Source organism: Bradyrhizobium sp. CCBAU 11357, assembly GCF_028128865.1.
Lineage (GTDB): Bacteria > Pseudomonadota > Alphaproteobacteria > Rhizobiales > Xanthobacteraceae > Bradyrhizobium.
Map to the genome: position 1 here is coordinate 182,918 of NZ_LBJW01000112.1, position 12,996 is coordinate 195,913.

Annotated in this window: 11 protein-coding genes and 1 tRNA gene; 6 read left to right on the forward strand and 6 right to left on the reverse strand. The window is 62.5% G+C overall.

All coding sequences use genetic code 11. The annotated features are described in order from the left end of the window. Positions 1-23: 23 nt before the first annotated feature. Both queG and XI05_RS34855 read right to left on the reverse strand, forming a co-directional pair. Entirely contained in the window at positions 24-1,199 is a 1,176-nt protein-coding gene (gene queG, locus XI05_RS34850) for a tRNA epoxyqueuosine(34) reductase QueG (protein ID WP_271510336.1), read from the reverse strand. Beyond that, positions 1,148-1,840 carry a glutathione S-transferase family protein gene (locus XI05_RS34855; protein WP_271510337.1) on the reverse strand — a complete coding sequence of 231 codons (693 nt, stop codon included), beginning with the start codon at positions 1,838-1,840 and terminating at the stop codon, positions 1,148-1,150. The genes queG and XI05_RS34855 overlap by 52 nt, the downstream gene beginning before the upstream one ends. A 169-nt stretch (positions 1,841-2,009) precedes the next feature. On the opposite strand from XI05_RS34855, the gene XI05_RS34860 reads away from it, so the two are divergent. The 3 genes from XI05_RS34860 (at position 2,010) to XI05_RS34870 (ending at position 4,983) form a co-directional block, all read left to right on the forward strand. Further along, the gene (locus XI05_RS34860; RefSeq protein WP_172789490.1) at positions 2,010-2,816 is read left to right on the forward strand and encodes an undecaprenyl-diphosphate phosphatase; all 807 of its coding nucleotides are present in this window, start codon (positions 2,010-2,012) and stop codon (positions 2,814-2,816) included. A 97-nt stretch (positions 2,817-2,913) separates the two neighbouring features. Beyond that, on the forward strand, positions 2,914-4,239 hold the full coding sequence (locus tag XI05_RS34865) for an FAD-binding protein (RefSeq protein WP_271510338.1): 1,326 nt from the start codon (positions 2,914-2,916) through the stop codon (positions 4,237-4,239). A gap of 3 nt (positions 4,240-4,242) precedes the next feature. Then, the gene (locus XI05_RS34870; RefSeq protein WP_271510339.1) at positions 4,243-4,983 is read left to right on the forward strand and encodes an SDR family oxidoreductase; all 741 of its coding nucleotides are present in this window, start codon (positions 4,243-4,245) and stop codon (positions 4,981-4,983) included. A 190-nt stretch (positions 4,984-5,173) separates the two neighbouring features. On the opposite strand, the gene XI05_RS34875 is transcribed toward XI05_RS34870, so the two are convergent. After that, positions 5,174-6,139, reverse strand: coding sequence for a complex I NDUFA9 subunit family protein (locus tag XI05_RS34875; RefSeq protein ID WP_271510340.1), 966 nt, complete (start codon positions 6,137-6,139; stop codon positions 5,174-5,176). 151 nt (positions 6,140-6,290) lie between these two features. Here XI05_RS34875 and XI05_RS34880 point away from each other — a divergent pair. Then, positions 6,291-6,377, forward strand: a tRNA-Leu gene (locus XI05_RS34880). 88 nt (positions 6,378-6,465) lie between these two features. Next, positions 6,466-8,124: a tyrosine-type recombinase/integrase gene (locus XI05_RS34885; protein ID WP_271510341.1), complete on the forward strand. Its 1,659-nt coding sequence runs from the start codon at positions 6,466-6,468 to the stop codon at positions 8,122-8,124. Positions 8,125-8,421: 297 nt separating this feature from the next. Here XI05_RS34885 and XI05_RS34890 read toward each other — a convergent pair whose 3' ends face one another. Continuing rightward, positions 8,422-8,622, reverse strand: a complete 201-nt coding sequence (locus XI05_RS34890) for a hypothetical protein (protein WP_271510342.1) — start codon at positions 8,620-8,622, stop codon at positions 8,422-8,424. 777 nt (positions 8,623-9,399) lie between these two features. Between XI05_RS34890 and XI05_RS34895 the strand changes: the two genes are divergently transcribed. Beyond that, the gene (locus XI05_RS34895; protein ID WP_038948614.1) at positions 9,400-10,092 is read left to right on the forward strand and encodes a Crp/Fnr family transcriptional regulator; all 693 of its coding nucleotides are present in this window, start codon (positions 9,400-9,402) and stop codon (positions 10,090-10,092) included. Between the two features lie 730 nt (positions 10,093-10,822). On the opposite strand, the gene XI05_RS34900 is transcribed toward XI05_RS34895, so the two are convergent. Continuing rightward, on the reverse strand, positions 10,823-12,094 hold the full coding sequence (locus XI05_RS34900; RefSeq protein ID WP_271510343.1) for a hypothetical protein: 1,272 nt from the start codon (positions 12,092-12,094) through the stop codon (positions 10,823-10,825). Positions 12,095-12,234: 140 nt separating this feature from the next. Beyond that, positions 12,235-12,984 carry a hypothetical protein gene (locus XI05_RS34905; RefSeq protein WP_271510344.1) on the reverse strand — a complete coding sequence of 250 codons (750 nt, stop codon included), beginning with the start codon at positions 12,982-12,984 and terminating at the stop codon, positions 12,235-12,237. Positions 12,985-12,996 lie beyond the last annotated feature (12 nt).

Consider the following 12,996-nt stretch of genomic DNA (forward strand, 5'->3'; position numbering starts at 1 on the left):
GCTTTCGCGGGGAATGACAGCAGTTAGGACGCAGCCCGCCACTCCTCCCGCACGCTATCGTCGTGCTCCTTGCGCGCAGCAGCAGATCTCATCGCCTCAAACTCTTCTCCTGACACCAACTGCCCCAGCGCCCACACCGCCGCCCCGCGCACCAGTGGGCTTGAGTCATCGAGTAACCGCCGCGCCTCGTCCGCCAGCGCCGCCTCGCCTGAGTTGCCGATCGCAATCAGCACATTCCGCAAGAACCGGTCGCGCCCGATGCGCTTCACTGGCGATTTCGTGAACAGTGCGCGAAACGCGGCATCGTCGAGCCGCGCCAGCTCGGCGAGATCAGGCGCGCGCAATTCGTCGCGCGCGGCGAGCTTGGCCTCGCGCCCCTCCTGCGCGAACTTGTTCCAGGGGCATGCCGCGAGGCAATCGTCGCAGCCATAGATGCGATTACTGATAGCCTTGCGAAACTTGTGCGGGATCGGGCCCTTGTTCTCGATCGTGAGATACGAGATGCAGCGCCGCGCATCGAGCTTGTAGGGCGCGGGAAAGGCCGCGGTCGGGCAGATGTCGAGACAGGCCCGGCACGAGCCGCAATGATCGATCTCGGCGGCATCGCGCGGCAGATCGAGCGTGGTGTAGATCGCACCGAGAAACAGCCACGAGCCGAACTCGCGCGAGACGAGGTTGGTGTGCTTGCCCTGCCAGCCAAGGCCCGCGGTCTGCGCCAGCGGCTTTTCCATCACCGCCGCCGTGTCGACGAACACCTTCACGTCCGACGGCGCGGTCGCCACCAGCCAGCGCGCCAGCGCCTTCAGCCGCTTCTTGATGATGTCATGATAGTCGTCACCTTGCGCATAGACCGAGATCGCCGCGCGCGTGCGCTGCTTCAGGACCGCGAGCGGATCGGAGTCGGGACCGTAGTTGACGCCGAGCATGATCACGCTGCGCACGTCGGCCCACAGCCCGCGCGGATCGACGCGGCGCTCCGGTTGGTTCGCGAGCCAGTCCATGTCGCCATGGCCGCCCGAGGCGATGAATTCGAGGAAGTATTTTCCGGCCGCATCGATCGTGCCCGGCGCGGTGACGCCGATGCAGTCGAAGCCGAGCGCGTGCGCTTCGCGCGCCAGCGCCGCCTTCAGCTCAGTCGGGTCGGAGCTCAGAAATCCAGGTCCACATAGGTCCGCGACGCCGGCACGCCGGCCAGCCATTCGCTCAGCAACGGACGGAACGACGGGCGGGATTTCACCCGCGCGTACCACGCCTTTGCTGCGTCGTCCTCGCTCCATGGCACGTCGCCCAGATAGTCGATCGCCGAGAGATGCGCCGCGGCGGCGAGATCCGCGTAGGTGAGCCGGTCGCCGGCGAGGAAATTGCGCGTCTGCGCCAGCCAGCCGATATAGGCCAGATGATAGCGCACATTGGCTTTCGCTGCGCGCATCACGTCGGCCGAGGGCGGACCGCCGCCGTTCTCCTCGCTCATGAAGCGCTTGTAGATGCGCTCGGTGACGAGGGGGTGCGAGACCTCCTCGAAGAACTTTTCGTTGAACCAGGCCATCAGCCGGCGCACCTCGACGCGCTCGAAGGTGGTCTCCGGCATCAGGCGCTTGACGCCCATCCCCGCGCCATAGGCCTCGTCGACATATTCGGCGATGATGGCCGCGCCCGGGATCGGCGGCTGTTCCTCGTCTACCAGCACAGGCGTGGTGCCGGCCGCATTGAGCAGCAGAAACGCCTCGCGCCGCTCCCAGCTGCGCTCTTCGATCAGCTTCAGGTCGAGCCCGTATTCACCCACGATCAGGCGGATGAAGCGCGAATGCGGGCAGAACGGATGATGAAACAGCGTAAACATGAAGCCTTTGACTATTTGATGGTGCTTAAGAATCCATCAATGTTTGTGCGGCGCCACACTAGCCCTTCAAAACCGCGAAGCAAGGGCGTGATGTCGCATTTTGCGATTGCGGCATGGGGGCGAATAGGCGAGAAGAGCCCCGCTTTTCCAGCCGAAATGGATCGTAAATATGTCAGATGCAATACGGGCAGTGATCCTCGGCATCATCGAGGGTGTGACCGAGTTCCTTCCCGTATCCTCGACCGGCCACCTCCTGCTCGCGGAGCGCTTCTTCCATCTCGGCGAAGGTGCGTTCTGGGATTCGTTTACGGTCCTGATCCAGCTGGGCGCGATCCTCGCGATCGTGGGGCTCTACTTCAGGAAGCTCTGGGATGTCGTGATCGGCCTGTTCACGGGCGATGCCTATGCGCGCCGCTTCGTGATCGGCGTGCTGGTGGCGTTCCTGCCGGCCGTGATCGTCGGTCTCGTCGCCGGCAAATACATCAAGACCCTGCTGTTCAATCCGTGGGTCGTCTGCTTCACGCTGATCGTCGGCGGCGCCATCCTGCTCTGGGTCGACAAGCTCGATCTCAAGCCGCGCGAGCATGACGCCACCAAGTTTCCGCTCTTGATGTATCTCTATATCGGCATCGCGCAGTGCGTGGCGATGATCCCAGGCGTGTCGCGCTCCGGCGCCAGCATCGTCGCGGCGATGCTGCTCGGCGCCGACAAGCGCGCGGCGGCGGAGTTCTCGTTCTTCCTCGCCATCCCCACCATGATCGGCGCGTTCGCCTACGATTTCTACAAGAACCGCGCCGAGATGACGATGGATCACATGAACATCGTCGCGATCGGCTTCGTGGTCTCGTTCATCACCGCGATCATCGTCGTGAAGACGTTCCTGACCTACGTCACCCGCCACGGCTTCGTGCTGTTCGCCTGGTGGCGCGTCATCGTCGGCACCCTCGGCCTGATCGCGCTGGCCCTGGGCCGGTAGGCGTTAAGGTCTTGCTACGCCTTCAACGCAATATAAGCTTTTGATCGGTACTCAGTTTCGGAATGCAGGGCGGTGCGCCCGGCACAGGAGCTGAACCATGACCCTCGTCAGCGGCTGGGGCCGTTTCCCGGTCGTCGATAGCCACGTGCTGCGGCCGCGGTCCTTGGAGGCCGTAGCTGAAGCCATGGTGTCCGGCACCGTGGCGCGCGGCAATGGCCGCGCCTATGGCGATGCCGCGATCGGGGTCGCCAGGACCGTCGCGATGACGGGCTTCGACCGCATCAGGTGGTTCGATCCGGCGACCGGCTGCATCCGCCTCGAGGCCGGCGTGCAGCTCTCGGACCTGATCGACGCTTTTGGCCCGCGCGGTTTTCTGCCCTTCGTGCTGCCCGGCACGCGGTTCGTGACGATCGGCGGCGCCATCGCCGCCGACGTGCACGGCAAGAACCATCATTGCGAAGGCGGCTTCGGCCGTTACGTCGACAGCATCCTGCTGCGCACGGGCGAGGGCGAGGTGATCGAAGCCTCGCGCGAGCAGAACTCCGACGCGTTCTTTGCGACCATCGGCGGCATGGGCCTGACCGGAATGATGCTCGAGGCGACGATGCGGCTGCGCAAGGCCGAAACCGGATGGATCCGCGAGCGCGTGATCTCGGCATCCGATCTCGATGCGGCGATGCGCGCGCTCGATGCAGGCGATGCCGCGACCTATTCGGTGGCCTGGATCGATTGTGCCGCGCGCGGCAAGGACCTCGGCCGCTCGCTGATCTATCTCGGCGAGCACGCCGGCAAGGACGAGCTTCCCGCCGGTGCCGCCGCGTTTCCCGCCGGCAAGGATCCCGGTCTCGGCGTCCCCATCGATTTGCCCTCGATGACGCTGAACCGCTTCAGCATTCGCGCCTTCAACGAGCTGTATTACCGCATGGGCGCGCGCCGCGCCGGTCGCAGCCATGTGGTCTCGCTCTATCCTTATTTCTTTCCGCTCGACAGCATTGCGGACTGGAATCGCATCTATGGCAAGCGCGGCTTCCTGCAGCATCAATGCGTGATCCCTGAAAACGCCGCGCGCGACGTGCTCGGCGAGATCCTCGATCGGGTCGCGCGGCGCGGCGATGCCTCCTTCCTCGCGGTGCTGAAGAAGCTCGGAGAGGGCGACGGCATCCTGTCGTTTCCGCTGCCCGGCTACACGCTGGCGCTGGATTTCCCTGTGCGGGGCGACATCCTGAATTTTCTCGACGAGATCGATCGTCTCGTCGTCGCGGCCGGCGGGCGGCTCTATCTCGCCAAGGATGCGCGCCAGTCGCGCGCGACGCTCAATGCCGGCTATCCCGCGCTGTCGCGCTTCAACGCGATCCGCAAATCGCTCGATCCCGCCGGCAACATCCGCTCCAAGCTTTCACAACGTCTGTTTGATGAGGTCTAGGCCGTGACGTCGCGCAAGTCTGTACTGGTCCTGGGTGGCTCATCCGACATCGGCCGCGCCGCGGCGCGCGCCTTTGCCAAAGCGGGATACGATGTGGGGCTCGCCGGCCGCGGCGTCGCCGCGCTGGAGCCTGACGCCGCCGATCTGCGCGCGCGCTACAATGTCGAGATCGGTCTCCACAGGTTCGACGTGCTCGACACCGCCTCGTTCGAAGGCTTCGTCGCCGGCCTTCCCGCGCTGCCCGATGTCGTCATCTCGATCGTCGGCCTGCTCGGGGTACAGCAACAGGCAGAGAGCGATCTCGCCCACGCCACCGCGATCATGCGCTCCAACTACGAGGGCCCGGCGCTGATCCTCGGCCTGTTCGCGGAAAAGTTCTTAAGCCGCGGCAGCGGCACGCTGGTCGGCGTGTCCTCGGTTGCCGGCGATCGCGGCCGCGCCTCGAACTATGTCTATGGCTCGGCGAAGGCCGGCTTCTCCGCCTTCCTGTCCGGGCTGCGCGCCCGCGCCAGCCGGGGCGGCGTTCACGTCGTCACGGTCAAGCCCGGCTTCGTCCGCACCAGGATGACCGAAGGCATGAAGCTGATCGGCCCGCTCACCGTCGAGGCCCCCGTCGTCGGCGATGCGATCCTTCGCGCCGTCGAGAGCAAGACCGACATCGTCTATGTCAGCGCCAAATGGCGCCTCGTGATGCTGTTCATCAAGACGCTGCCGGAGGCGGTGTTCAAGAAGCTGAAGTTTTGAAAGTCGCGGAGCGCACTGTTTTACCTCGCCCCGCTTGCGGGGAGAGGTCGGATTGCGAAGCAATCCGGGTGAGGGGGTACAGGTCCCTCGGCCATCTCATGCGTGGAGAGAGGCCCCTCACCCCAACCCTCTCCCCGTAAGAACGGGGCGAGGGCGCGCACTGCCGCTGCGGCGAAGGCTAGCAAAACCCTCACACGCTCATGCGCTGGAACTGACCGGCGGCGCGGAAGCGCCAGAGATATTGCGGGGCGATCGCTTCCAGCGAATCGGGCGTGATGCCGAGGCCTTCCAGCGTCAGCCCGGCGGCCTTCGCCGCCTCCGACACGATATTGTCGCGCTCGAGCAGCGTGACCTGGTCCGGCGTCAGCTTGAAGGCGCCCGGCGCGAATTGCAGGAAGTTGGCCTGAAAGCGGGCGAGGCCGAACGACAGCGGCACCAGCATGCGCTTGCGGTCGGTGATTTCGAGGATCGCCTCGATGATCTCGCGCATGGTCAGCACCTCCGGCCCGCCGAGCTCGTACGTGGCGCCCGCCTTGGCCTTGCCGTCGGCAGCATCCGCGATCGCACTGGCGACGTCGCCGACATAGACCGGCTGCATCTTGGTCTCCCCGCCGATCAGGGGCAGCACCGGCGACATCCGGGCCAGTGCGGCAAAGCGGTTGGTGAACTGGTCCTCGGGGCCGAACATCACGGAGGGGCGGAAGATCGTGGCGGCGGGAACCGCAGCCAGGACCGCCGCTTCGCCGGCCGCCTTGGCCCTGGCATAGCGCGAGGGCGATTGCGCATCGGCCCCGATCGCCGAGACATGCACCAGCTGGGCCCCGGCGGCGGCGGCCGCCTTGGCAACGGTCTCGGCGCCCTTGGCCTGGACGGCGTCAAACGTCTGCGCGCCGCTCTCGGTGAGGACGCCGACGAGGTTGATCACGACATGCGAATCACGCAGCGCCGCCTCGACCGAGGCCGGATAGCGCAGATTCGCCTGCACATTGTGGACCTGCCCGACCCGGCCGAGCGGCTGGAGGTATCCGGCAAGTTCCGGCCGCCGCACCGCGACCCGGACCCGGTAATCCCGCTTGCACAGGGCGCGGACGACGCTGCGGCCCAAAAACCCCGATCCGCCGAAAACCGTGACGAGCGTGTCCAGATTCGATGCCATGGGAGCCGTTCCTGCGGAAAAGAGTGTGTCGTGTCAGGCTTGTATCGGGCCGGTTTGCGATGCGCAATCGGCATCCCGACCCCGGCCTCACGCATGAATTGACAACGGCGTCACCGAACCGTAGTAACCGCCTCCGTGCCCCAAACGGCATGCCCAGGTGGTGGAATTGGTAGACGCGCTGGCTTCAGGTGCCAGTGGCTTAACGGCCGTGAAGGTTCGAGTCCTTTCCTGGGCACCATGCTTTTCTGGATCGCAAACAAATCCAGATAGATAAGCCCTTTCAGAGTGTTGCGTTGGCCCCAACTGTGTAACAATGGGGTGTAACATTGCTGTTCAGGGTTGTTCGGCCGATGCGCCGGGACGGGTCTCGCTTTCCTCTTTTCGTGCAGCGCATTCCGGCTGATGTCCGACGCAAAGCAGTCGGTTTCGAACTGGCGATTCCGCTCGGTGACAGTTTCGTTTTCGTGACGCTTCGCGAGGGCGCTCAGGCCGTCCGGTTCTCCCTTCGCACCACGGACCCCAGCGAAATCAAGACCCGTCAGGCGCTCGCGGCGGCCTATCTGGAATCCGTCTGGGCGGCGCTCCGCAATGATGCCCCTGTGCATCTCACACACCGGCAGGCAACGGCCTTGGCGGGCGACCTCTATCGCGTTTGGGCGGACAGCGAGAGCCGCGCCCGGAGTGTCGCCATGGTGCACACGCCCGGAGTTGGCTGGGCGCCAGACACCGACGACCAGGACGAGCAGGAAGCTCAATGGGCGGCCGTCGTGGCGATGTGGGAGAAGGTCGGCAAGGATGGCGACCTCAAGCACTTGGAGAAGCCACTTGGCCCTATCGTGGACCGTCTCTTGCTGACCAAGGGCATTCGCCACGTGGACAGCGAAACGCGCGCCATGTTGCTGGTCGCTTTTTGGATGGCGTTGCGGGATGCCTTCTTGAGCCGCCAGCGCAATGCGGGAGGGGACTATGCGCCGGACCCAAAGGCGGTCCGCTTCCCCGAATGGCAGGTGCCTGAAGAGGCACTGAAGGAGAAGCAAAAGCGAGGGGCCTTCCAGAACTCCCTCACCGGATTGGTCGAGGACTGGTGGAAGGAAGCCAAGCGGGCGGGCCGCAAGCAGAGCACCTATGAGAGCTATCGCAACTCGATGGCGCGTCTTGTGACATTCCTGAAGCATGACACCGCGAGCCGAGTGACACCGGAGGACATCGTTTGCTTCAAGGATTATCGCGTGCAGAGCGGCGTTAGCCCGAAGACCGTGAAGGACAGCGATCTCGCGGGCCTGAAGACACTGTTCGGGTGGGCGGTGGTCAATCGTAGGCTGCCCAGCAATCCGGCCGAAGGGATCACCATCAAGGTCGGCAAGCCGCGCAAGCTCCGGCCCAAGGGGTTCTACGATTCGGAGGCTATCGCCATCCTGAGGCACGCTCGCGAGTTCGTGCCGGGCCGGGAGGCCCCGAAGCTGGCGGCGGCAAAGCGGTGGGTGCCGTGGCTATGTGCTTTCACGGGTGCCCGCGTGGGCGAGATGATCCAAATTCGCAAGGAGGACCTGCGGCGCGAAGGCAAGCTCTGGGTGCTGCATGTCACGCCTGAGGCGGGGCCGGTGAAGACTGATGAGGCGCGTGATGTCGTGCTCCATCGGCAGATCACCGAGGAAGGCTTCTTGGAGTTCTATGAGAAGTCGAAGGGCGGCTATCTGTTCATCGATCCCAAGGCCGGTGAGCTAGGGGTGCGCAACGCGGTGAAGACGGTGCGAAATAAGGTCAATGAGTTTGTTCGCGAGGTGGTGAAGGACAAGAACGTTGATCCTAGCCACGGCTGGCGCCATCGCTTCAAGACGGTGGGCATTGATCAAGGCGTCGAGATGCGCGTGCTGGACGCCATACAGGGGCATGCGCCGCGCAGTGTCTCGGAGGGCTACGGAGACGTGACCATCAAGGCTAAGGCGAATGCTATTGCGAGGTTCCCGGCACTCGACGTCGCCTAAGCCACCGTTAGCCGACAAAACCCTTCGGTCCTGCAAGGTCTTTAAGGCCAGAAGCGGTATCTGACACGCGGATGGAAAGAGGCACCAATTGATGTGGCCTTACTCTCGGCGGCGATCACCTTCGGCATTCTGTGCGAGCTTGATCCACTCGCCGGCCAGCGCAACCACGCCTCTTTGTCCAGCGGGTTAACCGCCTGCTCGCCAGCTGACGGCACTCGTCGGCTTGAGCGCGGAACCGAGCAACATCCTGCTTTGACATCCCATCGGCACAGTCCAGACTGCCTCCTGCTACGACGCTCACTTTGGCGATTGTAGCCCGGGCGAGTTTAGCCATTCGCTGATGTGTGCGCCGGTCTCGGCTTGCCGGGCTTTGCGGATCGCCCGCTCCCGCTCGATACCAAGTGGAAGCGATTTGGCTTCATCGCGCAAGCGCAGCGCTTGTTCGGTAAGGCGTTCTTCAAGGGATGTGGTTTGCTTGATGCGGCGTCTTAGCTGCATGGCGCGAACTCCTTTCCGGAGAAGGAGGCGGGAGCGCTTATGGCGTTCTCATCACCGATAGATACCAATGGCCACGCGATGATCAATGCAATCTGTCATGTGCGGCACCAGATATATGGTCAATCTTGATCACCCTCGAAAAGTTAATGAAGAACGAGATTAGGATAGATCCGTCGCATTCGGGCGATAAGCGGCGGTCGAGGCAATGTGGCTCGACGTCGGATTTGCCGGCGAGAGAGATTATCTCGGGCTCAAGTATTCTTCGGCCTAGGACCAGAGGCGGACAGCCTGAGGTCATCGTTAGCGGGAATCGCCTCGCCGACTCCGAGTCTTATCAGCCATCGTCCGGGCCCGGCGTTCGCTTCCGCAAGCACCTGGTCACGTAACACCGAGGGGCAACGTTCGCCGCGTTGGGCTAGCTCGATGACCCTCGCAGCGATGGTCTCACGAGCCCGTGCGTCGCCATTGACATGAAGATAATCGCAAACTTCCTCACAAGCTAGGGACATCGCCTCAATATCGTTGGGCTCGAATGCGCCGGCTGATACGAACGGAAGGATGACACCCATAATTCAGCTCCTCTGTTACTGGGACGCCTTGGTTCGGCATCTCCATAACGAACGAGACTGCGCACATTTGGAGTCGAAGTCTGAGCTTTAGTGCTCACTTGGCCGCCGGCGAAACGTGCCACTACACTGCCACTGACATCCGGCCGGGTTTTCCTGATGTTCGGTTTGCCCTAGAATGTAAGCCAGTTGATAATTAAAGGCGGGAAGCGTGGCCAAGGCAACGAAGAAGCAGCCCTTCGACGTCCAGGAGTTCCTCCACACCGTGGCCTCGGGGAGGACCGTTTCAAACTATCGGAAGAATCGGAAGGTCTTCTCTCAGGGAGACCCCGGTGATGCGGTCTTCTACATTCAGGAGGGCAAGGTCAAGGTCTGCGTCGTCTCCGAGCAGGGCAAGGAGGCGGTCGTCGCGCTCCACGGAAATGGGGACTTCTTCGGTGAGAGCTGCCTAAATGGGCATCCGCTGCGGGTGGCGACGGTCGTGACGGTGACGGAGTGCGTCATCATGCGGCTCGAAAAGGCAGCTATCGTGCGTGTGCTTCATGACGAGCCGAAGTTCTCTGAGATGTTCATGGCTCACCTCTTGTCGAGAAACGCCCGAGTCGAGGAGGACTTGGTCGACCAACTTTTTAATTCCAGTGAAAAGCGTTTGGCGAGGGTGCTCCTCCTGATGGCCAACTTCGGGAAGGAGAGTAAGCCCGAGCCGGTCATAGCGAAGATAAGCCAAGAGACACTCGCGGAGATGGTCGGGACCACAAGGTCGCGCGTCAGCATGTTCATGAACAAGTTCCGCAAGCTTGGGTTCATCAAATACAACGGATCACTGGAGGTCCATAATTCCCTGCTGAACGTGGTATTGCACGACAGTCCTCACTTGAGGAATCGTGCCGAAAAGGACAGGTAACCTAAACCCTGCCGACATTGCCTCTCTGGCCTATGTGCAGAGAGGGGCACCCGCAACTGCACCATCATCGTCCTGCCCGGTTGGCCCGTGCCCTGAAGACGACCCCTGATCGCTTACTGGTGCCCCAGAAGAGGACCCTGGGTTAGTCCCGAATCTCGTCCGGTGTGTCAGGCAGGTCACTTTTAGCACCGGACCTCAATTTGGCTTTGAAGAGGACCGTTGATTTAGCGCAATGACTACTGTCGTCCTCTTACCAAGTCTTAGGCATGGATGAGCCCGAGCCCGAGAAACGTCCGACGCCCAAGCCGACGCGCTTGGAGGAGGCTCGACGCATCATCGAGGAGTATGCTGATGACCTCCGCGAGATCATTAGGAAGCTGCGTCAGAGGATGAATTGAGAACGCCTTGGTCCGCACATTTAATTTAGCCCTATGGAGGAGACCGAAGACTTAGTTTTAGGGGCTGTCCTTTGAGGGGTCATGTAGGAGGGGTGGTGGTCACTCACCCGAGCTTGGAGGTGACCCTTCAGGGTTGGTGAAGTGCGACACTTAGAGGCCGCACTAGGGGAGGACTGTGGAGGAGGGGTGATGTCACCTCCTAACTTGAAGGCACCCGTTTGAGAGCCCCCCGATATGACCTCTAAGTTCTATCCCCCTCTGAGGTTCCTCCCCCCTCTATGTTCCTCCTCCATTAGCGGAGGCGTAAGGCCGATTTCGGGTCTAAGCGACTGTTATCGTGGACAAAATTCTATGGAGACAATCGCGCAGGAAGATCCCGTCGCCATACTGAAAGCGGCCTGCATTGCGTCGGCAGCAACGTTGGCCTTTGATTCAGCGACAAGCACGGCGTCGTGGAGCGGCAGGGCGGTGACCCCGAGGCTCGCGAGATGTGTGATGATCCCGATCAGCATGTCGCTTTCGATCCGAAGCAACTGAAAGCCTAACCGGGTCCCGAACAAATGAGCGATGGGTGCGTGGCGCGCGGTTAGCATCTCTATTGCCTTACGGAGCTTAAGGCCCGAGGGGAAATGTTGAAGCGTGCTCTCCGGCCAATTACGCAACGGGCCATCCGCGAATAAAACCGCGTTCAACAGGGTTTTCCAGCCCTCTCGCCCGGAGCCATCCCCCACCACGTCATAGATGTCACCATCCGGCTGCGGTTTGTCCGCCCTCACGTATGCGAGGCGTGGGAAAAGTTGCCTGTAGTCGACATCAGCGATCCTCTGTCCGCCATCAATGCGGATGCGCTCAAACCGCTCGGTTCGCTCCATGCCCATCCAGAAGCCGCCAGCGAGGCGACCCCCGTGCTGCCAGTTGGCGTTGTTGAAGATGCGTCGAAGAGAGCGACGATAGGGCGCGATGACTTGGCCATCCCTCCCTAAAGAGAGGCCGGTGTCTTGACCGATCACCTCGATGTCGGCGCTGCCCAGAACCTCATTGATGCGCCGCATCTGTCCCGCAAGCTGACGCGTCTTGGCTGTCTCCGGGAAGGCAATCGTGGCCGCACGCCCGTGGTCATCCTTGCCTTCCTTCAAGATGATCAGAGCGCTGTCGTTGACTTGCTTGATGCTTCGCCAATCAGGTGGCGTTAGTGGAAGATGCTGAGCGAGCGCCCCGCTTGGCCGAATGAGCGACGGCAGCCGCATTCTTGCGGACAGCCTATATCCCCTTCGCTCCTCTTCGATCAGGCCAAGCGATGCAAGCCCGTCTAGCGCGGACAGGAAGTGCTGGCCGTATACGGGGTTGGTGCCGCCATCGCCCCGCCAAAGAAAGCCGTGCGACCGGGGCACCGCGAGCTTGGGACGGGACTCAATTGCGCTGAGCAGGATCAAGTTGCAGGCCAACGCTTCAACGGCTAGCCCGAACTTCTCCTTGTCCGCTTCCTTCCGGGCTCGCTTCCTCGCACCGCTCGCGGACTCGTGGTGCAGCAGTGCATCGCGCAAACGTTGGACCGCATAGCGAAGCTCGGCTGTCTTGGTCCGGAGCAGCGGATCGAACCACATTATGTGGGGTGATTGAGTCATGGGAGCTTGAGGCACGTGTTCAAAATGACCCGCTCGAACCCTCGATATGCACGCACTGCTTCACTCCGACCAGATCGCTCACGCGAATGTTGCGGCTCGCGAACTGTTGCGGAGGTGAATCAGCCGGCCGAACGGGGCCGCCCATAACGCTCCCGGTGGGCTAGGACGCCGGCGACATGCTTCTCGATGACGACCCATTCGCAGGGCTCCTCCAGCATCCGCCCCATCTCACGCAGAACCCGCCCGGTGGACTTGGGGAAGGCGTGCATTTCGATTTGCCGCTTCCTGCCCTGATGGTCTTCCAGGGTCCACACACGATGCGTGCCAGAGGCCAGACGGTGGACCGCCTTGCAGATTTGCACCGTCCGAAACTCCTTTGCGCGGGGCGCTGTGGCATCGGCCTTGATGAGGGCGGCGACGGCGAGGACGATGGAGACAATCCGCTGCGGAGGCACGCCTTTAACACGGAGCCTCGCCAGTCCGATTTTGGCGCGCTTTGTGGCGGACATGCCTTTTAGGCGCGTCACGATTTCAACCGGGCCAGCGTCCTCTAGAGCCCGTCCCATGTCCGCAATCGCGGCAGCGATGAACCTATCGTTAGCTGCCCGAAGGCCGACATATGCCGTCGCTGCCGTGATCAAAGGCCGCAACTCGGAAGCCTTGAAGCTCGGCCGCCAGTAGGACCCATGACGCTGCCGGTGCTCAACGTGGCGTCGGCAGTGGAATGGAGCGAGGCCTTCGCGGGCCGCCTTCATGGTCGGGCGCCCGCAGCCGGGAATGGCGCACTTGGCTGATGCTGCGAGCGGCCCCAGTCGGATGCTTTCCTTCAGTGCGCTTTTACGCCGAGCCCGTTTGACGCCATAGCTCAATCGCTTATCTGT

What these genes read in the sequence shown, in the direction of transcription:
- queG (WP_271510336.1), bottom strand. Translation starts at nt 1,199, where the DNA reads ATGGCTGGCCGGCGTGCCGGCGTCGCGGACCTATGTGGACCTGGATTT.
- XI05_RS34855 (WP_271510337.1), bottom strand. Translation starts at nt 1,840, where the DNA reads ATGTTTACGCTGTTTCATCATCCGTTCTGCCCGCATTCGCGCTTCATC.
- XI05_RS34860 (WP_172789490.1), top strand. Translation starts at nt 2,010, where the DNA reads ATGTCAGATGCAATACGGGCAGTGATCCTCGGCATCATCGAGGGTGTG.
- XI05_RS34865 (WP_271510338.1), top strand. Translation starts at nt 2,914, where the DNA reads ATGACCCTCGTCAGCGGCTGGGGCCGTTTCCCGGTCGTCGATAGCCAC.
- XI05_RS34875 (WP_271510340.1), bottom strand. Translation starts at nt 6,139, where the DNA reads ATGGCATCGAATCTGGACACGCTCGTCACGGTTTTCGGCGGATCGGGG.
- XI05_RS34890 (WP_271510342.1), bottom strand. Translation starts at nt 8,622, where the DNA reads ATGCAGCTAAGACGCCGCATCAAGCAAACCACATCCCTTGAAGAACGC.
- XI05_RS34900 (WP_271510343.1), bottom strand. Translation starts at nt 12,094, where the DNA reads ATGTGGTTCGATCCGCTGCTCCGGACCAAGACAGCCGAGCTTCGCTAT.